General features: G+C 69.1%; 20 protein-coding genes. 15 read left to right on the top strand and 5 right to left on the bottom strand.

The genetic code is table 11. From position 1 onward, the window contains the following. Window positions 1-191: 191 nt before the first annotated feature. Both TL10_RS15900 and TL10_RS15895 read left to right on the top strand, forming a co-directional pair. Entirely contained in the window at window positions 192-1,211 is a 1,020-nt protein-coding gene (locus TL10_RS15900) for an LpqN/LpqT family lipoprotein (protein WP_043986384.1), read from the top strand. Between the two features lie 49 nt (window positions 1,212-1,260). Beyond that, on the top strand, window positions 1,261-1,617 hold the full coding sequence (locus tag TL10_RS15895) for a hypothetical protein (protein ID WP_043986338.1): 357 nt from the start codon (window positions 1,261-1,263) through the stop codon (window positions 1,615-1,617). Window positions 1,618-1,625: 8 nt separating this feature from the next. On the opposite strand, the gene TL10_RS15890 is transcribed toward TL10_RS15895, so the two are convergent. Then, window positions 1,626-2,231, bottom strand: a complete 606-nt coding sequence (locus TL10_RS15890; protein WP_043391524.1) for a YqgE/AlgH family protein — start codon at window positions 2,229-2,231, stop codon at window positions 1,626-1,628. Between the two features lie 126 nt (window positions 2,232-2,357). Here TL10_RS15890 and TL10_RS15885 point away from each other — a divergent pair, with 126 nt between their 5' ends. Continuing rightward, window positions 2,358-3,647, top strand: coding sequence for an MFS transporter (locus TL10_RS15885; protein ID WP_043986337.1), 1,290 nt, complete (start codon window positions 2,358-2,360; stop codon window positions 3,645-3,647). A gap of 9 nt (window positions 3,648-3,656) precedes the next feature. Continuing rightward, window positions 3,657-4,439: a TIGR03084 family metal-binding protein gene (locus TL10_RS15880; protein WP_043391522.1), complete on the top strand. Its 783-nt coding sequence runs from the start codon at window positions 3,657-3,659 to the stop codon at window positions 4,437-4,439. A 7-nt stretch (window positions 4,440-4,446) separates the two neighbouring features. Here TL10_RS15880 and TL10_RS15875 read toward each other — a convergent pair whose 3' ends face one another. The 3 genes from TL10_RS15875 to TL10_RS15865 are packed head-to-tail and all read right to left on the bottom strand — an operon-like array spanning window position 4,447 to window position 8,093. Further along, on the bottom strand, window positions 4,447-6,048 hold the full coding sequence (locus TL10_RS15875) for a diflavin oxidoreductase (RefSeq protein WP_043986383.1): 1,602 nt from the start codon (window positions 6,046-6,048) through the stop codon (window positions 4,447-4,449). Window positions 6,049-6,092: 44 nt separating this feature from the next. Then, window positions 6,093-6,614: a hypothetical protein gene (locus tag TL10_RS15870; RefSeq protein ID WP_043986336.1), complete on the bottom strand. Its 522-nt coding sequence runs from the start codon at window positions 6,612-6,614 to the stop codon at window positions 6,093-6,095. An 18-nt stretch (window positions 6,615-6,632) separates the two neighbouring features. Then, entirely contained in the window at window positions 6,633-8,093 is a 1,461-nt protein-coding gene (locus TL10_RS15865; RefSeq protein WP_043986334.1) for a CCA tRNA nucleotidyltransferase, read from the bottom strand. Window positions 8,094-8,217: 124 nt separating this feature from the next. On the opposite strand from TL10_RS15865, the gene TL10_RS15860 reads away from it, so the two are divergent. The 9 genes from TL10_RS15860 to TL10_RS15820 all read left to right on the top strand — a co-directional run bounded on the left by TL10_RS15860 (window position 8,218) and on the right by TL10_RS15820 (window position 19,527). Beyond that, window positions 8,218-9,006 carry an NUDIX hydrolase gene (locus TL10_RS15860; RefSeq protein ID WP_043391516.1) on the top strand — a complete coding sequence of 263 codons (789 nt, stop codon included), beginning with the start codon at window positions 8,218-8,220 and terminating at the stop codon, window positions 9,004-9,006. Continuing rightward, window positions 9,003-11,405, top strand: coding sequence for a hypothetical protein (locus TL10_RS15855; RefSeq protein ID WP_234711460.1), 2,403 nt, complete (start codon window positions 9,003-9,005; stop codon window positions 11,403-11,405). Before TL10_RS15860 ends, TL10_RS15855 begins: the two co-directional genes overlap by 4 nt. Beyond that, complete coding sequence (gene murJ / locus TL10_RS15850) at window positions 11,402-14,785, top strand: murein biosynthesis integral membrane protein MurJ (RefSeq protein ID WP_043986333.1); 3,384 nt, start codon at window positions 11,402-11,404, stop codon at window positions 14,783-14,785. Before TL10_RS15855 ends, murJ begins: the two co-directional genes overlap by 4 nt. Before the next feature lie 97 nt (window positions 14,786-14,882). Beyond that, a complete protein-coding gene (gene sigM / locus TL10_RS15845; RefSeq protein WP_043986332.1) occupies window positions 14,883-15,443 on the top strand; it encodes an RNA polymerase sigma factor SigM in 561 nt (186 codons plus the stop codon). 51 nt (window positions 15,444-15,494) lie between these two features. Beyond that, window positions 15,495-16,250 carry an RsmA family anti-sigma factor gene (locus TL10_RS15840; RefSeq protein WP_052506430.1) on the top strand — a complete coding sequence of 252 codons (756 nt, stop codon included), beginning with the start codon at window positions 15,495-15,497 and terminating at the stop codon, window positions 16,248-16,250. Window positions 16,251-16,371: 121 nt separating this feature from the next. Then, on the top strand, window positions 16,372-17,310 hold the full coding sequence (trxB, locus tag TL10_RS15835) for a thioredoxin-disulfide reductase (protein WP_043986330.1): 939 nt from the start codon (window positions 16,372-16,374) through the stop codon (window positions 17,308-17,310). A 40-nt stretch (window positions 17,311-17,350) separates the two neighbouring features. Continuing rightward, window positions 17,351-17,683, top strand: a complete 333-nt coding sequence (gene trxA, locus TL10_RS15830) for a thioredoxin (protein ID WP_043391502.1) — start codon at window positions 17,351-17,353, stop codon at window positions 17,681-17,683. Window positions 17,684-17,841: 158 nt separating this feature from the next. Further along, window positions 17,842-19,035: an N-acetylmuramoyl-L-alanine amidase gene (locus TL10_RS15825; RefSeq protein ID WP_043986329.1), complete on the top strand. Its 1,194-nt coding sequence runs from the start codon at window positions 17,842-17,844 to the stop codon at window positions 19,033-19,035. 9 nt (window positions 19,036-19,044) lie between these two features. Further along, window positions 19,045-19,527 (top strand): shikimate kinase, encoded by a 483-nt coding sequence (locus TL10_RS15820; RefSeq protein ID WP_082067959.1) that lies wholly within the window; start codon window positions 19,045-19,047, stop codon window positions 19,525-19,527. On the opposite strand, the gene TL10_RS15815 is transcribed toward TL10_RS15820, so the two are convergent. Continuing rightward, on the bottom strand, window positions 19,468-20,397 hold the full coding sequence (locus tag TL10_RS15815; protein ID WP_043986327.1) for a helix-turn-helix transcriptional regulator: 930 nt from the start codon (window positions 20,395-20,397) through the stop codon (window positions 19,468-19,470). The two genes, TL10_RS15820 and TL10_RS15815, sit on opposite strands and share 60 nt — an antisense overlap. A 118-nt stretch (window positions 20,398-20,515) precedes the next feature. Here TL10_RS15815 and TL10_RS15810 point away from each other — a divergent pair, with 118 nt between their 5' ends. Together TL10_RS15810 and TL10_RS15805 are read left to right on the top strand one after the other, a co-directional pair. Further along, window positions 20,516-21,493: an aldo/keto reductase gene (locus tag TL10_RS15810; RefSeq protein WP_043986326.1), complete on the top strand. Its 978-nt coding sequence runs from the start codon at window positions 20,516-20,518 to the stop codon at window positions 21,491-21,493. A gap of 37 nt (window positions 21,494-21,530) precedes the next feature. Continuing rightward, window positions 21,531-22,379: an aldo/keto reductase gene (locus TL10_RS15805; protein WP_043391492.1), complete on the top strand. Its 849-nt coding sequence runs from the start codon at window positions 21,531-21,533 to the stop codon at window positions 22,377-22,379.

Here is a 22,379-nt window from a genome sequence, read left to right as displayed (position 1 = left end):
ACAGGGTAGTCAACACCCCCGGCGCGACCTGCATCACGCCAGCCGATCGCCGTTGGTCTCGGTTCCGTTGCAGTGCGGTCAGAGCACGGTTGCAGGTGCGCGCCGGACCTGGTGGGCAGGGCACCCACCTACATACAGTCGGCTCGAGTGCAACGCGTGATGCAGAAGTGAAGCGGAAGGACCGGCGCCACATGTTCGAGAACGCCCGCCACTGGCGACTTCTGGCAGGAGGTGTCGCCGCAGGTCTGGCGGGCGTCGTCGGCTTTGCCGGTAGCACCGCCTCCGCTGACCCGCTGCCACCCCAGCCCGTCCTCCCGGCACCCGCGACCGTGACCCAGACCGTCACCGTGCAGGCCGCGCCGGCGCCGGTGGCGGCCGCGCAGCCCGCCGGCCCCGCCTTCATTCCCGCCGGTCAGCCGGTCGGGGTCCCCCAGCCGGCCACGCTTCCCCAGCCTGCCGTGGCCCAACCCGTCATCGCGCCGGCCCCAGTGCCCACGCCGACCATCGCGCCGGCCGCCTCGGGCACCATTGCCGAATACCTCCGCGCCCACAACGTCGCCATGCAGCGGCAGACGCCCGCGGGCTTCACGGCGCTGAACATCGTCCTGCCGGTGCCTCCCGGCTGGGCCCCGGTGCCGGATCCGAACGTGCCCGACGCGTTCGCCGTGATCGCGGACCGCGTCGGCGGCGACGGCCTCTACACCTCGAACGCCGCTCTGCAGGTCTACAAGCTGGCGGGCGACTTCGATCCCAGGGAAGCCATCAGCCACGGCTTCATCGACAGCCAGCAGCAGGTCGCGTGGCGGTCCACCGACGGCTCGATGGCCGATTTCTACGGCATGCCGTCGGCGATCATCGAAGGCACGTTCCGCGAGAACAACATGACGCTGAACACCTCACGGCGACACCTCATCGCGACGTCCGGCGCGGACCGCTACCTGGTGACGCTGTCGGTGACGACCAGTGCGCAGGTGACCGTCGCCTCCGGCAACGCGACCGATGCCATCGTCAACGGGTTCAAGGTCAGCGTGCCGGGCGCACCGGCCGCTGTTCCTGCACCCGCCGCCGTACCCGCTCCGGCCGCCGTACCCGCGCCGGCCGCACCGGCTCCCGCCCCGGCCGCCCCGATGGTTCCGGCACCGGCCGCTGTCGTGCCGCACACCGCAGGCGCCGTGCCCCTCACCGCGTCGATCCCCGGCGTGGGCCGCTGACCGGTCGCCGGTTTGGAGCGGCCGCCCGGCCGCCCCTATTCTGAGACGCATGCTGATCGCCGCGGTGCTGTGCCTGTGCGCGGCCGTGGTGACCGCGGGCGTCGGCGCCTGGTCGCTGCGTCGCCCCGATTCCACCGACACCGTGCCGCGCGTGCTGCGCTCGGTGGCGCCGATCCAACTGGCGACGGCCGTGATGCTGGCCGCCGGCGGCGCCGTCGCTCTCGTCGCACCGCCGAGCACCGGTGTGATGGTGCTGACGGTGTGCGTCATCGGAGCCGTCGGCACCTTCGCCGCGGGCTGCTACCAGGGCGCAAAGGCCGGAGCCGCCATGATGGCCCGGGACAACGCCCCCGCCGCTGACAGTTGCGCCGGCAGCTGCGCCAGCTGCACGCTGTCCTGCAGCTGAATTTGCCGCTAGTTGCGGCTCACATCGATCGGGTGCGTCGCCAGCATCGCCATGGGCATCGGCTGACGCCGGAGCACCCGCGACCACAGATCCACGCGCGGTTCCACGAGGACGTCCGACGGCAGCGCCGACAGCACGATCCAGTCGTCCCGCTCGATCTCACCGTCGAGCTGGCCCACCGACCACCCGGAGTAGCCGGCGTAGATCCGGACGCCCTCGACGGCGTCTTCGATGTCCTCGGGTTCGGCGTCCAGATCGACCATCGCGATGCGGCCCTGCACATGCCGCAGCCCAGGCACCGATGATGCGTCGACGCCGACTTTCATGGTCGCCAGGCACAGCGCGGAATCACGCTTCACCGGACCGCCGATGAACATGGACTTGGGTTTGGTGGCGAGCTTCGCCCACTGCGGCAACACGTTGTAGACGGCCGTCTCGCTGGGCCGGTTCAGGACGACGCCGAGCGTGCCACCAGAGTTGTGCTCGACGATGTAGATGACGCTGCGCCGGAAGGTCGGCTCCAGCAAATCGGTGTTGGCGAGCAGCAGTGTCCCCGCCCGAATCCGGTGCGTGGCAGGGGCGATGAAATCCTCCGGTTCCTCTGACTGCGCCACGCCTCCATCATGGCATCCACAGGCGCTCGCCGTGACCAACGCACACGGCTTGCCAGGATATTTGTACTGTGGAGCAGGTCGCTTCAATCACGCCCGGCACTCACAAATCAGGACACGAATATTCCAGTGACCGACCGCCGCCCCCACCACGTCGTCCTGCATGCGGTGCAGGCGCTGCCGGACTTTCGCCGGCTGCTGGAACTGCGCGTGGTCAGCCAGTTCGGCGACGGACTTTTCCAGGCCGGTCTGGTCGGCGGCCTGCTGTTCAATCCCGAGCGCGAGGCCGACCCGTGGGCGATCGCCGGCGCCTTCGCGGCGCTGTATCTGCCGTATTCACTGCTGGGTCCGTTCGCCGGCGCGCTGCTGGACCGCTGGGATCGCCGGCAGGTGCTCATCGTCGCAAACCTGGCGCGACTGCTCCTGATGATCGGCGTCGGCGCGCTGCTGGCCACCGCCTCGGGCGACACGTCGATTCTATTCGGCGCGTTGATCATCAACGGCTTCACCCGCTTCGTCTCCTCGGGTATGTCGGCCGCCCTGCCGCACGTCGTACCCACCGAACAGGTGGTGTCGATGAACTCGGTGGTCACCGCGTGCGGGGCCGTCTCAGCGTTCGCCGGCGCCAACCTGATGCTGCTGCCACGGTGGCTGCTCGGCGCGGGCGACGCCAGCTCGGCCGTCGTGATCTGGCTGGCGGCGCTGCCGGTCGCTCTCGCGCTGTGGCTGGTGGTGCGCTTCCACCCCCATCTCCTGGGACCTGATGACAGCGCCCGCGCGGTCCACGGGTCGGCCATCTACGCCGTCATCACCGGCTGGGTCTACGGACTGCGGTCGGTGGCCAATGTGCCGACGGTGGCCGCGACGCTGACGGGCCTGGCCTCACACCGCATGGTGTTCGGGATCAACACCCTCATGGTGCTGGTGTTGGTCCGGCACGGCGGCGGCGAACACGTCGCGGGCTTCGCGGTGACCGTCGTGTTCGTGGCCGCCGCGGGCCTCGGGTCGTTTCTCGGCAACGTCGTCATGCCGGCCGCGGTACGACGCTGGGGGCGCTACGCCACCGCGAACGGGGCCCTCGCCATCGCCGCGGTGGTTCAGCTTTCCGGTGCGGGCCTGCAGATCCCGGTGCTGATCGCGTGCAGTCTGGTTCTGGGCACGGCTGGGCAGGTGGTCAAGTTGTGCGCGGATTCGGCGATGCAGCTCGACGTCGACGACGCCCTGCGCGGCCACGTGTTCGCGGTCCAGGACGCGCTGTTCTGGATGGCGTTCATCGCCGCGATCACCGTGTCCGCGGCCGTGATTCCGGCCGACGGCAAGTCCTCGGCGCTGATGGCCAGCGGTGCCGTCGTCTACCTGGTGGGCCTGGCCCTGCACGCGACGTTGGCCAAGCGCAGCAGGACCGCCGGTACCGTCTAGGGTGCTGCCATGGCCCCCAATGCTGCTGCCGGTGTGATCGCCGATCTGCGTGCCGAGAGTGACGACCTGGACCGCTTGGTGGCCGATCTGCCGCCCGCCGAGTGGGCCACTGCGACCCCGGCCGAAGGCTGGACCATCGCCCATCAGATCGCACATCTGTGGTGGACGGACCAGGTGTCCGTCTTGGCGGTGACCGACGAGGATGCCTTCGCCGCGACGCTCACCGAGGCGTGGCAGAACCCGCTCGGGTTCGTCGACGTGGCGGCCGAGGAACTCGCGCAGACTCCGCCGGCCGAGATGCTGGCACAGTGGCGCGCCACCCGGACCACGCTGCACGACGCGCTGGAAGGGGTGGCCGACGGCCGCAAGCTGCCCTGGTTCGGCCCGCCGATGAGCGCCGCGTCCATGGCCAGTGCCCGGTTGATGGAGACCTGGGCGCACGGCGCCGACGTCGCCGACACCCTCGGGGTCCGGCGCGAGCCGACGGCCCGGCTGCGGTCCATCGCGCACATCGGGGTTCGGACAAGGGATTTCGCCTTCACACTCCATGAGCTGACCCCGCCGGCCGACGTGTTTCACGTGGAACTTTCCGCACCGGACGGTGGCGTGTGGGCCTGGGGTCCGGACGACGCCGCGCAGCGGGTCACCGGCTCAGCCGAGGATTTCTGCCTGCTGGTGACCCAGCGCCGGCCGCTGCGCGAACTGGACGTGACGGCCGTCGGCGAAGACGCCCAGAAGTGGCTGACCATCGCCCAGGCGTTCGCCGGGCCGCCGGGAGCGGGCCGGGGCTGATCAGCCCCTAGTAGACGTCCCGCAGGTAGCGGTGATTCTTGATCAGATCGTTGACGTAGGCGTGCGCAGCCGCCGGATCCAGCCGGCCGCGGTCGGCCACGATCTGGTGCAGCATCGCGTCGACGTCCTTGGCCATTCGCTCGGCGTCACCGCAGACGTAGAGGTACGCGCCGGCTTCGAGCCAGTCGAATATCTCCGCCGCCTGCTCCCGCATCCGGTGCTGCACATAGTCCTTCGTCCCACCGTCGCGGGAGAACGCCAGATCGAGTCGGGTCAGGGTGCCGGACTCGAGGAAGCCCTCGAGCTCGTCGGCGTACAGAAAATCGGTGGCCCGGCGCCGGTCGCCGAAGAACAACCACGACCGGCCGGGCGCTGACGCGGCGGCCCGCTCCTGCAGGAAGGCCCGGAATGGCGCGATCCCCGTCCCCGGGCCGACCATGATGATCGGCACGTCGGCGGCAGGCAACCGGAAATGATGGTTCGGCCGCAGGTGCACTCGTGTCGTTTCGGCGCGGTCGCACAGGAACGTGGATGCCACACCACCGTGGCGGCGATCCGCCTCGGCGTACCGGACCGTCGCCACCGTCAGATGCACGGTGTCGGGGTGGCGCAGCGGGCTCGAGGCGATCGAATAGTCGCGGGCCTGCAACGGCCGCAGGGTGTCGAGCACCTCGTCGAGGGTCAGCTCGGCCAGCCGGATCAGGTCAAGCACATCCTTGCCGTACCACCACGTGCCCGGCCCGTCGCCAAGTTCATCGGCGTCGGGCGCCTCTGCCACCCGGCCGGCCACCAGTGATCGCAAGGCTCGCGATGGCAACCGGATCTCCAGTTGCTCGGTGAGCATGGCGCGCAGCGGGACGTCGTGGCCGTCGACGACCTCGCCGCCATCGACGCCCAGCGCGGTCAGCATCTCCTCGACCAGAATCGGGTCATTGATGGCATGCACCGCGATCGAATCACCTGCCGCATAGCTGATCCCGGCGCCGGCGAGATCCAGCTCGTAGTGCCTGACCTCCTTGTCCGACTCGGGCGCGGTCAGCAACCGATTGACCGCGATCCGCACGTCGACCGGCTGATTCGGGTCGGTCCGACCCGCACGTTCCGGGGTCGCCGGCGCAACGACTCGGTCGGTGGACGCGGTGGGCTGCGCCTCGATCAACAGCTTGACCACCTCGGTGGTCCAGGCCGCGGCCTCTTCCCGGTAGGGGCCGTCGATGTCGACGCGGCCCGCCAGCCGGGTCGCGCCGAGTGCCTCGAGTCGTTCGTCGAGCAGCCGACCCGCATGGCAGAACAGGTCGTAACCGCTGTCCCCCAGGGCCAGCACCGCGAAGCTCAACTGCTCGAGGCGGCCGGCCGTGTCAGCGCTGAGCGCTTCCCAGAAGAGCGTTGCCGTGTCGGGAAATTCGCCGTCGCCGAACGTCGACGTGATCGCCACGAAGTGGCTGACCGACGCCAGCGCGGCGACGTCGACCTGGTTCAGCTCGGTGGCCACGGTGGTGATCCCGGTGGCCTCTTGGAAAGCCTCGGCGAACGACATCGCGGCGTCCTCGGCGTTACCCATGTCGGTGCCGTAGCCAACGATCAGCGAGAAGCCGGGTCCGACAGTCACGATCACCCTCCCCGCGCCCACCTCAGGCGCAACTTAGGGTGACCTTAGTTCGGTGGAGGCCCGTTGTGGGCGCTCCCTGTTTCGGCCGGGCTCACCGCCGCGGCACCGTCCGCCGCCCCATCGCCGTCGGCGTCGGACAGCTGCACGTCCCACCGCCCGTCGCCGTCGGTGTCCGCGTAGGCGACGGGTCCGGCCAGCACCCGGTCCGCCAGCCCGTTGCCGTCGGCGTCGATCAGGCGGTCGTCGGCCGCACCGTCACCGTCGAAGTCGACGACCGCTCCCCCGCTCTGCTCGGTGCCGTCCAAGCCGAACCACCGCAGCCCCGAGCCGACGGCCCAGGTACCCGACCCGTCATCGGTGAACGCCACCCGCGCCCCATCGACGTCGACGACGGCGTGGTCGGCCCGGCCGTCACCGTCAAAGTCGGCCAATGCGTCGTCGAACAAGCCGTCGCCGTCCACATCCAGCCGCACGCCGTCGAGCGTGCCGTCACCGTCGGCGTCCACGGCCGGCTCCCCCGGCCACCACGACGCCGACCCATCCCCATCACTCAGGCAATAATCCATACCTGAATGGACGGCTGATCAGCCCCTGGCGTTCCACCATTTCTGCAATTCGGCGATGGCCTCGTCATGGTCCAGCGGGCCGCGGTCCAGCCGGAGCTCCTTGAGGAACCGCCAGGCCTCGCCGACCTGCGGCCCGGCCGGAATGCCCAGCAGCCTCATGATCTCGTTGCCATCCAGGTCCGGGCGCACCCGCGCCAGATCCTCCCGAGCGGCCAGCTCGTCGATGCGCCGCTCGAGACCGTCGTAATTGGCCTGCAGGCGCGCAGCGCGACGACGGTTGCGCGTCGTGCAGTCCGCACGCACCAGCTTGTGCAACCGGCTCAGCAGCGGGCCGGCGTCGGTGACGTAGCGCCGCACCGCGGAGTCCGTCCACTGGCCGGTGCCCTTGTCGTCGGCGTAGCCGTGGAACCGCAGATGCAGGTAAACCAGCTGCGAGACGTCGTCGACCATCTGCTTGGAGTACTTCAGCGCGCGCATGCGCTTGCGCGTCATCTTGGCGCCGACCACCTCGTGGTGGTGGAAGCTGACGCCGCCGTCGGCCTCGTGGCGACGCGTGTCGGGCTTGCCGATGTCGTGCAGCAGCGCGGCCCAGCGCAACACCAGGTCGGGTCCCTCATCCTCGAGGTCTATGGCCTGGCGCAACACGGTGAGCGAGTGGTGGTACACGTCCTTGTGCTGGTGGTGTTCATCGATCGCCATCCGCATGGCACCGACCTCGGGCAGCACGACGTCGCCCAGCCCGGTCTGCACCATGAGGTCCACACCGGCCATCGGGTCGGCGCCCAACATCAGCTTGTCCAGTTCGGCGGCCACCCGCTCGACCGTGATCCGGCCCAGCTGCGGCGCCATCTCGAGCAGCGCCTCCAGCACCCGCGGCGCCACCGAGAACCCCAGCTGTGAGACGAACCGGGCGGCCCGCAACATCCGCAACGGATCGTCACCGAACGACACCTGCGGCGCCGACGGGGTATCGAGCACCTTGCCGGCCAGCGCGGTCAGCCCGCCCAGCGGATCGTGGAACTCGCCGATGCCGCCGGGCAGATCCGGGTTGATCCGGACCGCCATCGCGTTGACGGTGAAGTCCCGGCGCACCAGGTCGTCCTCGAGCCGGTCGCCGAACACCACTTCGGGGTTGCGCGACACCTGGTCATAACTGTCGGCCCGGAACGTGGTGATCTCGATGCGTTCCCCGTACTTCGCCGCACCGATGGTGCCGAATTCGATCCCGGTGTCCCACAACGCTTCTGCCCAGCCGCGCAGCATCTTCTGCAGCTGCGCCGGGCGGGCGTCGGTGGTGAAATCCAGGTCGTTCAGCTCGCGGCCCAGCAGCGCGTCACGCACACTGCCGCCCACCAGATAGAGCTCATGACCCGCCGCGGCGAACACCCGGCCCAAGTCCACGAGCAAATCCGCATGCTTGTTCAGTGCGACCGCAGCAGCGGTCAGCAACCCGGCATCGGCACTTGCATCGTTCGGCACGTCCGATGAGCCTAATGCGCCCACCCCGCCGCCGGAGTACCGACCATCGCGGCACGGTCACAACTGGGCCACTGACCGGCGAGTGGGGATAGAGCGCCCAACCTGAGCAGCTACTATCGCTTGGGTGTCGGAAGGCGAGCGTGCCAAACCACGACGGCGCCGCGGGCGACGTCGCGGTCGACGCTCGGCAGGTCCGCCCAGCGACAGCGCCCAGCGCACCGACTCCGATTCGGCTGCTGCCCCCCGCAACAACAACGCACAACCGGTCCCTGCCGCCGCGGCTCCCGTGGCACCGGCCGCCCGCAAGGCCAACAACGATCGGCTGCGCACCGTCCACGAGACGTCGGCCGGCGGGCTGGTGATCGACGGCCTCGACGGCCCCAAAGATACCCAGATGGCCGCGCTCATCGGCCGCATCGACCGGCGTGGCCGGATGTTGTGGTCACTGCCCAAGGGGCACATCGAACTCGGCGAGACGGCCGAACAGACCGCCATCCGTGAGGTTGCCGAGGAGACCGGACTGCAGGGCAGCGTGCTGGCCGCACTCGGCAGCATCGACTACTGGTTCGTGACCGAGGGCCGGCGCGTGCACAAGACAGTGCACCATTACCTGATGCGATTCCTGGGCGGCGAACTCTCCGACGACGACGTCGAGGTCACCGAAGTGGCGTGGGTACCCCTGCGCGAACTGCCGTCCCGCCTGGCCTACGCCGACGAGCGCAAGCTCGCCGAAGTGGCCGGCGAACTGATCGACAAGCTGCACACCGATGGACCGGGCGCCCTGCCGCCGCTGCCGCGCACCGCGCCGCGCCGCCGCCCACAGACCCATTCCCGCACGCGGAACCATCGCACCGACGACTCCGCCCATACTCAGCCCGGCCGCCGCGCGAACGGCTGCGGACCCGGGTCGTGAGCGTCAGGTCGGTGCTGTCGGGGCTGACCTCGACAGCACTGCTGCGCGTGCTTGCGGTCACCGCCCTGCTGTTGTTGCTCACCGCTCCCGTCACGCCGCATTCGTCGGCCGGCGAGCCGGGCGGGACGACGTTCCTGCAGCTGCGCATCGACCACGTCACCCCTGATGTCGTCACCACCACCAGCGAGCCGGTGGTGACGGTCAGCGGCACCGTCACCAACGTCGGGGACCGTCCGGTGCACGACGTCATGGTGCGTCTCGAACACGCATCCGCGGTGACGTCGTCGTCCGGGCTGCGCACGACGCTGGCCGGGGAGCCGACCGACTTCTCGGCCGTCGGCGACTTCACCACGGTCTCGCAGGATCTCGCGCGCGGCCAGAGCGTGCCGTTCCGGCTGGCGTACCCGGTGCGGTCGGCTGAACATCCCGCCCTGGGCATCGACCGTCCCGGTGTCTATCCGCTGTTGGTCAACGTCAACGGCACACCCGACTACGGGTCGGCCGCCCGGCTCGACGACGCCCGCTTCCTGCTGCCGGTCCTGGGCGTGCCCGCCACCCCGGCCACCCCGGGCGGCACCGGTGGCCAGCAGCCGATCGACGCCGTCGTGCCACCGGACACCGCGCACCCCGTCGCACTGACCCTGTTGTGGCCGCTGGCCGACCGCCCGCACCTGGCTGGCGGCGTCCCCGGACGCACCGAACCCGCCCGCCTCGCCGACGACGATCTCGCCACGTCGCTGGCCAACGGCGGCCGCCTCGACGCCCTGCTGGCCGCGGCGGACTTCGCCACCAACGACCAGGTGGATCCGGGCGGCCTGATGCGCGGCGCGATGTGCCTGGCCATCGACCCCGACCTGCTGATCACCGTCAACGCGATGAGCGGCGGCTACGTCGTATCCGACGACCCGGCGGCCGGCCTGAACTCACCCACCCACCCAGGCACCGGACAACAAGCCGCGACCGAGTGGCTGAACCGGCTGCGGCAACTCGCCCAGCGGGTGTGTGTCACCCCGACCGTGTACGCCCAGGCCGACCTGCGCGCGCTGCAACGCGTCGGCGACGCCGTCCTGAGCTCCACCGCCACCACGGACACCGGCCCGATCGTCAATCAGCTGCTCGGCATCCAGTCCCTGCGCGGCGCCACGGTCGTCGGCGACGGCCCGCTCACCGGCCCGGCTGTGCGGCTGCTGTCCGCGCAGCCCGAATCGACCGTCGCGATCGCCGCGGCCCCCGTCACCGCCGACGAGTCCGGCCAGCCCGCCGACACCGCACCACGCCGCTACAGCAGCAAGGTCACCGTCGCGCCGTTCGACCCGTGCGTGGCCGCGGCCCTGGCCGGCGCCGGGCGGACCCCGATCTCGCCGGGATACCTGGACACCTCGCTGCACGTGCCGCTCATCCATGACTCGCCGGTGGCGCGCCGCCAGGACGCCATCGCCTCCGTGCTGTGGCGTGGCCTGCAACCCGACGCCCAGCCCCGCAACCAGATCCTGATGCCGCCGCTGGCCTGGGACGTGACACCCGACGACGCCCAGGCGATCCTGACGTCGGTGGCCACCGCGATCCACTCCGGGCTGGCCGTCGCCCGCCCGATGCCCGCCGTGATCGCCGACGCCCAGGCCCTGCCGCCCACCTCGTCCGCCACCCCGCCGGACAACGGGACGGGCAACCCCAAGGCCCGCTACGGCGACGGCATCACCGGTCAGATCTCGACCACCATGGAACGGATCTGGGGCCTGACCGCCGCGTTGACCGTCAACACCCAGACCGGGCTGACCGGTGACCAGTACACGGCGCCGCTGCGGGAGGACATGCTGCGGGCACTGACCCAGTCCGTGCCGCCGAGCGTCCGCGAAGCCCTGGCCCAGCAGCGCATCACCACCACGCAGCACACCATCAACGACCTCTTCCACGCCGTCACCGTGGTCAACCCCGGCGGCTCGTACACGCTGGCCACCGAACGCAGTCCCCTCCCCCTGGCCCTGCGCAACGATCTGCCGCTGCCCATCCGGGTGCGGCTGGTCATCGACGCGCCGCCCGGCATGACCGTCACCGACATGGGCGAGATCGAACTGCCCCCGGGCTACCTGCCGCTGCGCGTGCCCATCGAGGTGCACTTCACCCAGCGCGTCGCCGTCGACGTCGCCCTGCGCACCGCCAACGGACTGACGCTCGGCGAACCGGTCCGGCTGTCGGTGCATTCCAACGCCTACGGCAAGGTGCTGTTCTTCATCACCCTGTCCGCCGGCGCGGTGCTGTTCCTGCTGGCCGGCCGACGGCTCTGGCACCGGTTCCGCGGTCAGCCCGACCGCGCCGACCTGGACCGCCCGCACCATGCCCGGCCGATCCGGCCCGATCCTCTCGACACCGCCATCGAGCACGCTCCGGAGGACTCATGAGCGCGCCGCGCAGTCCCCGTGCTGCCGCCGCTGCCGCAGGTCCGCCCCCGCGACGAGCCGAACTGTCCGACGCCGCCGTCGTCTCCCGGTCCTGGGGCATGGCGTTGGCCACCCTGGTCAGCCGCATCACCGGCTTCCTGCGGATCGTGCTGCTCGCCGCGATTCTCGGTGCGGCACTGTCCAGCTCGTTCACGGTGGCCAACCAGCTGCCGAACATGGTGGCCGCCCTGGTGCTCGAGGCCACCTTCACCGCGATCTTCGTGCCGGTGCTGGCGCGGGCCGAACGCGACGACCCTGACGGCGGCGCCGCGTTCGTCCGGCGCCTGGTCACGCTGGCCACGGCGCTGCTGCTGGTGACGACGGTGCTGTCGGTCGCGGCGGCACCGCTGCTGGTGCGACTGATGCTGGGCAGCGACCCGCAGGTGAATCAGCCGCTCACCACCGCGTTCGCGTATCTGCTGCTGCCCCAGATCATCTTCTACGGGTTGACCTCGGTCTATATGGCAATCCTGAACAACCGCAACGTCTTCGGGCCACCGGCCTGGGCGCCCGTGATCAACAACGTGGTGGCGATCATCACGCTGTGCGTGTATGTGCTTGTCCCAGGCGAACTCTCGATCGATCCCGTCGAGATGGGCAACGCCAAGCTGCTGGTGCTCGGCATCGGCACCACCCTCGGCGTCGTCGCCCAAGCCGCGGTGCTGCTGTATTCACTGCACCAGCACCGCGTCGACCTGCGGCCACTGTGGGGTATCGACGACCGGCTCAAGAAGTTCGGGACCATGGCCGTCGCCATGATGCTGTACGTCCTGATCAGCCAGATCGGTCTGATCGTCGGCAACGAAATCGCCAGCCACGCAGCCGCATCCGGCCCCGCCATCTACAACTACGCCTGGCTGCTGCTGCAGTTGCCGTTCGGCATGATCGGCGTGACGGTGCTGACCGTGGTGATGCCGCGGCTGTCCCGCAACGCCGCCGCGAACGACAACCCCGCCGTGCTCGCCGACTTCTCCCTGGCCACCCGGCTGACCATGGTGACGCTGATCCCGATCGTCGCTTTCATGACCGTCGGTGGCCCCGCGATCGGCAGCGCTCTGTTCGCGTACGGCAACTTCGGTGCCGCCGACGCCGGGTATCTCGGCATGGCCATCACCCTGTCGGCGTTCACCCTCATCCCGTATTCCATGGTGCTGCTGGAACTTCGGGTGTTCTACGCGCGCGAACAACCGTGGATCCCGATCGTCCTGATCGTCGTGATCACCATCGTGAAGATCGTCGGCTCGCTCATCGCTCCCCACCTGACCGATGACCGGGAACTGGTCGCCGGGTACCTGGGCCTGGCCAACGGGTTGGGCTTCCTGGCCGGCGCGACCGTCGGCTACGTGTTGTTGCGGTCCGCGCTGCGGCCACCGCGCGGCCGGATGATCGAGCTGACGGTGATCCGGACCATTCTCGTAACCATCTGCGCCTCCCTGGGTTCGGGGCTACTGGCCTATGTCGCCGACCGCTTGCTGGGGTTCGATGGGCTGACCGAGCACGGCGGCGCCGCCGGATCGTTGCTGCGGCTGTTTCTGCTCGGCCTGATCATGCTGCCGGTGATCGTGGCGGTACTGGTGGCGGCCAAGGTGCCCGATGCCCTGGCCGCATTGGCTTTCGTGCGACGCCGACTGGGCCGCGGCACGCCGGCACCGACTCCGGCAGTCCAGGTCAGCTCGGCTGTACCGGACTCGGGACGGACCGCGGTCCCGTACCCTGGACACGGCAATTCAGCTCCGGTACCACGGCGGCCCGGTGCGTCCGCCACAGGCGGGGCAAACCCGGAAGTTGGTACCACGGGCGGGCTTCGGAAAGGATTTGCGGTGACCGACGCACCCGCGGACCAGGGATCCGCCCACATCTCGGATACCTCAGGCAGCGGCGACGATGCCGCGTTGCGGGCCGGCGCGGTCGTCGCCGACGGCCGCTACCGCCTGCTCGTCTTCCACGGTGGTCCACCCGATCTGCAGTTCTGGCATGCGCTCGACATCCCGCTCGATCGCCAGGTGGCGCTGACCTTCGTCGACCACGACGGCGAGCTGCCCGCGTTGATGGTCCAGGAAATCCTCACCCGGACAAGCAAACTGAGCCATGTCGAGGGACCCGGGCTGGCCCGGATCCTGGACGTCACCCGGCTCGGCCACGGTGGCCTGGTGGTCAGCGAGTGGATCCGCGGCGGTTCCCTGGCCGAGGTGGCCGCGACGGAACCGTCCCCGATGGGCGGTGCCCGCGCCATCCAATCCCTGGCATCGACGGCGGAGTCCGCGCACCGCTCCGGCGTCGCGTTGTCGATCGATCATCCCGGCCGAATCCGCGTCAGCATCGAAGGCGACGTGGTCCTGGCCTTCCCCGGCACGCTGCCGTCGGCCACCCCTGAAGACGACATCCGTGGCGTCGGCGCCACGCTGTACGCGCTGCTGATCAACCGGTGGCCGCTGCCCGAAGCCGGTGCCCTCAGCGGCATGCTGCCCGCGACGCAGAACAACGCGGGCCAGCCCGTCGAACCCCGCTCGGTCGACGGGACCATCCCCTTCCAGATCTCTGCCGCCGCTGCCCGGGCCGTGCAGGAGGGTGGCGGGATCCGCTCGGCCCCAACGCTGTTGAATCTGCTGCAGCAGGCGACCACTGTCGCAGAGACCACGGAACTGCTGGAGCCCGTCGACGGCTCGCAGCGCCCGGAGCCCGCGGACGCGGCAGAACTCGAGGCGGCCGCCAAGCGGCGCAAGGCAGTGCTCATCGGTGTGGGTGTCGGCGGCGCGGTCCTGCTGGTGGCACTGCTGGTGCTGGCGTCAGTGCTCAGGGGCATCTTCGGCGACGTCGGCGGCGGCCTGGACAAGCAGCAGCTCGGCCTCAACAGCCAGCATCCGACCACGAGCGGCGCCCCGACGCCCGGCAATGTGGTGAAACCCGTTGGTGTGACGGTGTTTTCACCCGGCGGCGGCGCAGACTCCCCGGAGACCGCGGGCAAGGCCATCACCGGCGCGTCCGGTGATGCCTGGTCCACCGACGTCTACACCGATCCTGCCCCGTTCCCCGGTTTCAAGAACGGCGTCGGTCTCATGCTGAACCTGCCCCAGGCCACCACCGTGGCGTCGGTCAGCCTTAACCTGACAAGCACGGGCACCGCGATCCAGATCCGGTCCGCCCAGTCGGCCACCCCGGCCTCGCTGGACGCCACGACCGTCCTGACGCAGCCGGCCACGATGAAGACCGGCACCAACACCATCACGATCAGCAACGCACAGCCGACGTCGCACCTGCTGATCTGGATCTCCACGCTGGGGACGGTCGACGGCAAGAGCAAGACCGACATCTCCAACGTGGTGGTGAAGGCCGCCGGGTAGGTTATCCACAGGCCCACACACCGCATCTGCGCTGGTCAAAGGCGATGTCGACCAATTCGCGTCGGGCCCGTTCCAGAACCCGACTTATGGTTCGGAAGTGGGGAGTTTCGGGGCGCCACCGTCGGACGCATCAGACGCAGAATTGCTCGCGGCGCACATCGCCGGTGAGCGGTACGCGTTCGAGGAGCTGTTCTACCGGCACCGCCACCAGCTGTACCGGCTCGCCCGGTTGACCAGCCACGACCCGCAGGATGCCGCAGACGCCCTCCAGGACGCCCTGTTCAAAGCGCACCGCCACGCGCCGCGGTTCCGGCACGACAGTTCGGTTCGCAGCTGGCTGTGCCGCATCGTGGTGAATTCCTGTCTGGACCGGTTGCGCCACAACCGGTTTCACCGAACCGAAGAACTCAACGAGGCCGACTGCCGGATCGCCGACCCGGCGCGCCGCGTCGAGACGACCATCGTCATCGAGCGGGCGCTGCTGCGGCTACCCGTCGAGCAGCGGGCCGCGGTCGTCGCAGTCGACATGCAGGGCTACTCGGTGGCCGAGACCGCGGCGATGCTGGGCATCGCGGAGGGCACCGTGAAGAGCCGCTGCTCCCGGGCCCGCGCGAAACTCGCCCAGTCCCTGGCGCATCTGTCGCACTCGGCGGACTGACGAGCAAAGCAGCGCAGGGCCGACGCACCGCACCGGATTAGGCTTCGGCTCGTGGACGACGAACACACCGACGAGTCCGTCACCCACGAGCAGCTGGCCGACCTGCAGGCCGGACTGCTCGACGACGCCACGGCTGCCCGACTGCGCCAGCGGATCCGCGACGATCCGGCAGTCGCCCGGCGGTACGCGGAGCTCGAACAGGTCCGCCGCGATCTGCATGACCTGGCGGACGACGACGCCGAGAGCGACATTCCGGCCGAGGTCACCGCGCGCATCGGATCCGCCCTGCACGACGCCGGAACCCAACCGGCACGTCACACCGTCGTCCCCGGTCACTCCGCCGGCCACGGTGCGCGCCGATCCCGCCCCGCCGCCATCGCCGGGGCCGCTGCCGCACTGGTGGCGGTCGGCATCGGCGCCGTCGTCGTGATCAGCGGGCCCGACGAACCGACCCGCACCTCGGCGGGCCCCACCGCGGCGTCGCTGACCGTCCAGCGCCAGGCGGGGATGCCGTGGGCCGATCGCCAAATCCTGGGGCTGCGGGGCCGACCGCCCGAGCTGGGGCCGCTCGCCGGGCCGGACCGATTGCGGTCCTGCCTGCAGGGCCTCGGTTACGCCCCCACCACCCCGGTGCTGGGCGCCGCCACCGTGACCGCGCACGACCGCGCCCAGGTGCTCCTGCTGCTGCCGAGGACCGACCCCGGCTCGATGATGGCCTTGGTGGTGTCTCCCGGCTGCAGCTCGACCGATGCCGGCCTGATCGCCGATGCCGTCATCGTGGACGCCCCGGCAGAGCCGCGCCGCTGACCGCCCCGTGGCCCGCCAAACGGCCGGGAACACCGGCACTTACCCTGGTGTTATAGGCGTACCGACTCTGGCAGCAGGCCAACCAGGTATGAGCCTGACCAGAGCCAGATGAAAGGCGGCCATGACCACCCCAGACACCGTGCACGACGTGATCATCATCGGCTCCGGGCCGGCCGGCTACACCGCAGCGGTGTACGCGGCTCGCGCCCAGCTCAAGCCGGTGGTTTTCGAAGGTGTCCAATTCGGTGGTGCCTTGATGACCACCACTGAGGTGGAGAACTACCCCGGCTTCAAAGAGGGCATCACCGGCCCCGAACTCATGGACGAGATGCGCGAGCAGGCCCTGCGGTTCGGCGCCGATCTGCGCATGGAAGACGTCGACGCGGTGTCCCTCGACGGCCCCATCAAGACCGTCACCGTCGACGGCGAGACCCATCAGGCCCGCGCGGTCATCCTCGCGATGGGCGCGGCCGCCCGCCACCTCGGCGTGCCGGGTGAGCAGGAGCTGATCGGCCAGGGCGTGAGCACCTGTGCCACCTGTGACGGTTTCTTCTTCCGCGACCAGGACATCGCCGTGATCGGCGGCGGCGACTCCGCGATGGAGGAGGCGACGTTCCTGACGCGCTTCGCCCGTTCGGTGACGCTGATTCACCGCCGCGACGAGTTCCGCGCCTCGCGGATCATGCTCGAGCGCGCGCAGGCGAACGAGAAGATCACCTTCGTCACCAACACCGAAGTTGTTGCGGTGGAAGGTGATTCGAAGGTCAGTGGACTGCGCCTGCGCAACGCCGCCACCGGCGAGGAGAGCAAGCTGCCCGTCACCGGCGTGTTCGTCGCCATCGGCCACGACCCGCGCTCGGGTCTCGTGCGCGGCGTTGTCGAGCTCGATGACGAGGGCTACGTGCAGGTGCAGGGTCGCACCACCAACACGTCGCTGGACGGCGTCTTCGCCGCGGGCGATCTGGTCGACCACACCTACCGCCAGGCGATCACCGCGGCCGGCAGCGGCTGCGCGGCGGCCATCGACGCCGAGCGCTGGCTGGCCGAGCACCACGGCTGATCGTCCTTCCCCCACAGAGTTCACCCGAGAGGAGCAATACATGAGCGAGGGCAGCGCAACGCTGACCGTCACCGACGGTTCGTTCGACAGCGACGTGATCAAGAGCGGCACCCCGGTGCTGGTCGACTTCTGGGCGACCTGGTGCGGACCGTGCAAGATGATCGCCCCGGTGCTCGAGGAATTGGCCGGCGAAAAGGCCGGGGAGTTGACCGTCGCCAAGCTCGACGTCGACGCCAACCCCGAGACCGCCCGCAACTTCAACGTCGTCTCGATCCCGACCCTGATCCTGTTCAAGGACGGCGAGCCTGTGAAGCGCATCGTCGGCGCCAAGGGCAAGGCGGCACTGCTGCGCGAGATCGCCGACGAACTCTGACTGCATCAGCGGCTGCGCACCCGCCGGATTCGGCGGGGCGCACCGCTGCTGCCTGTGAAGTTGCGGATTCCTGAGGAGGGTCTGCGACAATGGGTGCAGGCGTCCCGCCAGTGCGCTAGCTGTCCGCCCGCCTGGCGTCCGTGATTGAAAGGCCAGGAATGTCGATACTGCGTCGCGGTGACCGGGGAGGTTCGGTCACCGAGATTCGGGCCGCACTGGCCGCCCTGGGACTGCTCGACAGTCCCGACGCGGATCTCACCACCGGCAAGCACGTCGCTCTCGATTATTTCGACGACGATCTCGATGAGGCCGTGCGCGCCTTCCAGCAGCAGCGTGGGCTCCTCGTCGACGGCATGGTCGGTGAGGCCACCTATCGCTCGCTGAAAGAAGCCTCGTACCGGCTGGGGGCGCGCACGCTGTCGCACCAGTTCGGTGCCCCCATGTACGGCGACGACGTCGCCACCCTGCAGGCGCGGCTGCAGGATCTCGGTTTCTACACCGGTCTCGTCGATGGTCATTTCGGCTTGCAGACCCACAACGGCCTGATGTCGTACCAGCGCGAGTACGGCATGTTCCCGGACGGCATCTGCGGTCCGGAGACGCTGCGCTCCCTGTACTTCCTCGGTTCCCGGGTCACCGGCGGTTCGCCGCACGCGATCCGCGAAGAGGAACTCGTCCGACGCAGCGGCCCCCGCCTGACCGGAAAGCGGATCATCATCGATCCGGGCCGCGGCGGCGACGACCGCGGGCTCATCATGACGAGCCGGTCCGGCCCCGTCAGCGAAGCCGACGTCCTCTGGGATCTCGCCAGCCGCTTGGAAGGCCGCATGACGGCCATCGGCATGGACACGTTCCTGTCGCGCCCGGTCGGCGGCAGCCCGGCCGACGCCGAGCGCGCCGCGACGGCCAACGCCGTCGGCGCCGACCTGATGATCAGCCTGCGCTGCGCCAGCCTACCCAGCCCGGCAGCCAACGGCGTCGCGTCGTTCTACTTCGGGAACTCGCACGGTTCGGTGTCCACCATCGGCCGCAACCTCGCCGACTTCATTCAGCGGGAAGTGGTGGCGCGCAGCGGTTTCCGCGACTGCCGGACCCACGGCCGGACCTGGGACCTGCTGCGGCTGACCAGGATGCCCACCGTGCAGGTCGACCTCGGCTACGTCAGCAGCCCGCACGACCGCGAGCTGCTGACCTCCCCCGGTGCCCGCGACTCCATTGCCGAAGGCATCCTGGCCGCCGTGAAGCGGCTGTACCTGCTGGGCAAGAACGACCGTCCCACAGGCACTTTCACCTTCGCCGAGCTGCTGGCTCACGAGATGTCGGTGGAACAGGCCGGCCAGGCCGGCGCTTAGTCCGTCGGTATGAGTCGCCACGCGGCGGTCCTCGTCACGGGGATGTCCGGGGTGGGCAAGTCGACTGCACTGGCCGAGCTTGCTCGGCGGGGTTACGCCACCGTCGACACCGACGACGGGCCGTGGATCGAAGTCATCGACGGCGAGCCACTCTGGCGAGAGCCTCTGATCGACGACCTACTGCATCAGCCGCGCGAGGCGTCCTTGTTCATTCAGGGCACCGTGGCCAACCAGTGGCGGTTCTACGACCGGTTCGACGCGGTCGTACTACTCACCGCCCCAACCGAAGTCATCTTGGACAGGCTGCAGCGCCGGACGAACAATCCGTTCGGCAAGACCGCTGACGAGCGCGCCCGGATCCTGGCTGACATCGCAGAGACCGAACCGCTGCTGAGGCAGTCCGCCACCCATGAGATCGAGACGACGCGGCCGCTATCCGAGGTCGTCGACATCCTGGCCGACATCGCGGACGGCGTCGAACCCGGGTTGTGAGGCCCCCAGGGCGCCGGTGGTGTCGGCCCAGCTGGCGAGGAAGCGCAGAGCCTGCTGGTTGGCGCTGTCGGGTTCGGCAGTGAAGACGCTCAGGCGTAGTCCTTGCTCTCCGGGCAATTCGAAGCTCTGGTAGTTCAATTCGATGTCGCCGACGATGTGGTGGCGCATGCGTTTGGTGCCAGTCGTGTGGCGGCGGACGTTGTGGGAGGCCCAGCGCACCCGGAATTCATCGCTGCGAGTGGACAATTCACCGACCAGGTCGGACAACGATTTGTCGTAGGGGTTACGTCCGGCAGCAGCTCGCAGCACCGCGACGATGTCGGTGGCGGCGCGGTCCCAGTCGACGAAGAAGTCCCGCGCGCTCGGGTTCAGAAAGGTGTAACGCGCGACGTTGGGCGGTTGCACGGTCTCGGCATGCGTTTCGCTGTACAGCGCGGCACCAAGTTTGTTGGCCGCGATGATGTCGCCACGTTCATTGCGGATGTCGGCAGCGGCGTCGGTGATCGCGTCGAGCACCTGCCGCACAACGGGTTTGATCCGCGTCGTCGACGTCGACGCGCGTTTCGTGGCGCGTGCGGCGTTGTCGATGCGCGCCAGATCGAATAGATGGTCGCGTTCGGCATCGTCGAGTTGCAGAGCCCGCGCCAGCGCGTCCAGGACGCTGTCGGAGGCGCCGACCAGATTGCCTCGCTCGAGCCGGATGTAGTAGTCCGCGGAGACTCCGGTGAGCATGGCGACTTCTTCGCGGCGCAGCCCTGGCACCTGTCTCTTTCTGCCGAACACCTCGAGGCCGGCCTGCTGCGGCGTGATGCGGGCGCGGCGCGAGGTCAGGAACTCGCGTATCTCGCGACGGTGGTCCACGGTTCCCACACTATGGCCGGTGCGCCGGGGTGCGGGGGTGTCTGGCAGTACCTGTCATCACAGGCCCTCCCCGGCCGGCCCATTACGCGGTTGACTCGTTGATGGAACTCAACTGGCCGGAGGCGCAATGAAGTACATCCAACTGCGGGACCTGACGGTGTCGAGGATCGGCCTCGGAGCGATGGGGATGTCGCACGGGTACACCGGTGCCGGCGCCGACGACGCCGAGTCGATCCGGACGATTCACCGTGCCCTCGATCTAGGGCTGACGTTCATCGACACCGCCGAAATCTACGGCCCGTACATCAATGAAGAACTCGTCGGCAAGGCGTTGCAGGGTCGTCGCGATCAGGTGGTGCTGGCCACCAAGTTCGGTCTGGTGTCCCACACCGGCGAGGGCGCCTGGAACCTCGACAGCAGCCCGGCCAACATCCGCACCGCCGTCGAAGGGTCGCTGCGTCGATTGGGTACCGACTACATCGATCTGTACTACCAACACCGCGTCGATCCGGCCACGCCGATCGAGGACACCGTCGGTGCGGTCGCTGAACTCGTCGGCGAAGGCAAGGTGCGCCACATCGGGTTGTCGGCGGCCGCCGCTACAACCATCCGCCGCGCCCACGCCACGCATCCGATCACCGCGCTGCAGTCCGAGTACTCGCTGTGGACCCGCGATCTGGAGGCCGAGATCATCCCGACCTTGCGTGAGCTGGGCATCGGACTGGTGCCGTTCTCCCCGCTGGGCCGCGGCTTTCTGACGGGCACCATCCGCTCCCCCGAACAGTTCGACGACACCGACTTCCGCAAGGACAACCCCCGTTTCACCGGAGAGAACTTCACCCGGAACCTGCGCATCGCCGACGAGGTCAAAGCCGTCGCCGATCAGGTGGGAGCGACCCCGGCCCAGGTGGCGTTGGCCTGGCTGCTGGCGCAAGGCGACGACATCGCTCCCATCCCGGGGACCAAGCGCGTCGCACGTGTGGAGGAGAACATCGCCGCCGACGCGGTGGAGCTGAGCGCCGCACAACTGCAGGCCCTGAACACCCTGCCCCCAGCAGTCGGGGAACGCTACAACCCCGAACAGATGGCGATGTACGAACGCTGAGCCTCCGCCCGTCACCATCGGTACACGAGGACACCCCGTGCAGACCATCACCTTGAACAACGGCGTCGAGATCCCGGTCCTGGGATTCGGCGTCTACCAGGTGCCCGATGACGAGACCGAACATGTCGTCGCGCAGGCGCTGGAAGCCGGGTACCGGCACATCGACACGGCGGCGTCGTATCAAAACGAGCGTTCCGTCGGGCGTGCCCTCGCCGCCAGCGGCATCCCGCGCGACGAACTGTTCGTCACCACCAAGTTGTGGATGGAGCATGCCGGTCAGGACGCCACCCCGGCCGCGTTCGAGCGGTCCCTGGACCGGCTCGGGTTGGACTACGTCGACCTCTACCTGATCCATCAACCCTTCAATGACTACTTCGGCGCCTGGCGGGCCATGGAGCAGTTGCTGGCCCAGGGCCGCGCCCGGGCGATAGGCGTGTCGAATTTTCTGCCGGACCGGCTGGTCGATCTGATCGTGCACAACGACGTGACCCCGGCCGTCAACCAGATCGAGACGCACGTCTTCTATCAGCGCGCCGAGGATCATCGGGTGATGAGGGCCTACGGTGTGCGCCACGAATCGTGGGGCCCGTTCGCCGAGGGTCGCAACAACATGTTCGCCGATCCGACGCTGACTGCGATCGCCGCGGCGCACGGCAGATCGGTCGGACAGGTCGTGCTGCGCTGGCTGATCCAGCGCGACGTGATCGTGATCCCCAAGTCCGTCCGCCCCGAGCGGATGCGGGAGAACCTCGCCGTTTTCGACTTCGAGCTCACCGCCGCCGAGATGGACCAGATCGCGGCGATGGACACCAACACAAGTCTGTTCTTCGACCACCGCGATCCCGCGATCGTCGACCAGTTCTCCAAGCGTCACATCGACGTCTGA

The organism is Mycolicibacterium llatzerense (assembly GCF_000878195.1).
Lineage (GTDB): Bacteria > Actinomycetota > Actinomycetes > Mycobacteriales > Mycobacteriaceae > Mycobacterium > Mycobacterium llatzerense.
This window is presented reverse-complemented; position numbering and strand designations above follow the sequence as displayed.

What these genes read in the sequence shown, in the direction of transcription:
- TL10_RS15900 (WP_043986384.1), top strand. Translation starts at nt 192, where the DNA reads ATGTTCGAGAACGCCCGCCACTGGCGACTTCTGGCAGGAGGTGTCGCC.
- TL10_RS15895 (WP_043986338.1), top strand. Translation starts at nt 1,261, where the DNA reads ATGCTGATCGCCGCGGTGCTGTGCCTGTGCGCGGCCGTGGTGACCGCG.
- TL10_RS15880 (WP_043391522.1), top strand. Translation starts at nt 3,657, where the DNA reads ATGGCCCCCAATGCTGCTGCCGGTGTGATCGCCGATCTGCGTGCCGAG.
- TL10_RS15870 (WP_043986336.1), bottom strand. Translation starts at nt 6,614, where the DNA reads ATGGATTATTGCCTGAGTGATGGGGATGGGTCGGCGTCGTGGTGGCCG.
- murJ (WP_043986333.1), top strand. Translation starts at nt 11,402, where the DNA reads ATGAGCGCGCCGCGCAGTCCCCGTGCTGCCGCCGCTGCCGCAGGTCCG.
- trxB (WP_043986330.1), top strand. Translation starts at nt 16,372, where the DNA reads ATGACCACCCCAGACACCGTGCACGACGTGATCATCATCGGCTCCGGG.
- trxA (WP_043391502.1), top strand. Translation starts at nt 17,351, where the DNA reads ATGAGCGAGGGCAGCGCAACGCTGACCGTCACCGACGGTTCGTTCGAC.
- TL10_RS15825 (WP_043986329.1), top strand. Translation starts at nt 17,842, where the DNA reads ATGTCGATACTGCGTCGCGGTGACCGGGGAGGTTCGGTCACCGAGATT.
- TL10_RS15820 (WP_082067959.1), top strand. Translation starts at nt 19,045, where the DNA reads ATGAGTCGCCACGCGGCGGTCCTCGTCACGGGGATGTCCGGGGTGGGC.
- TL10_RS15810 (WP_043986326.1), top strand. Translation starts at nt 20,516, where the DNA reads ATGAAGTACATCCAACTGCGGGACCTGACGGTGTCGAGGATCGGCCTC.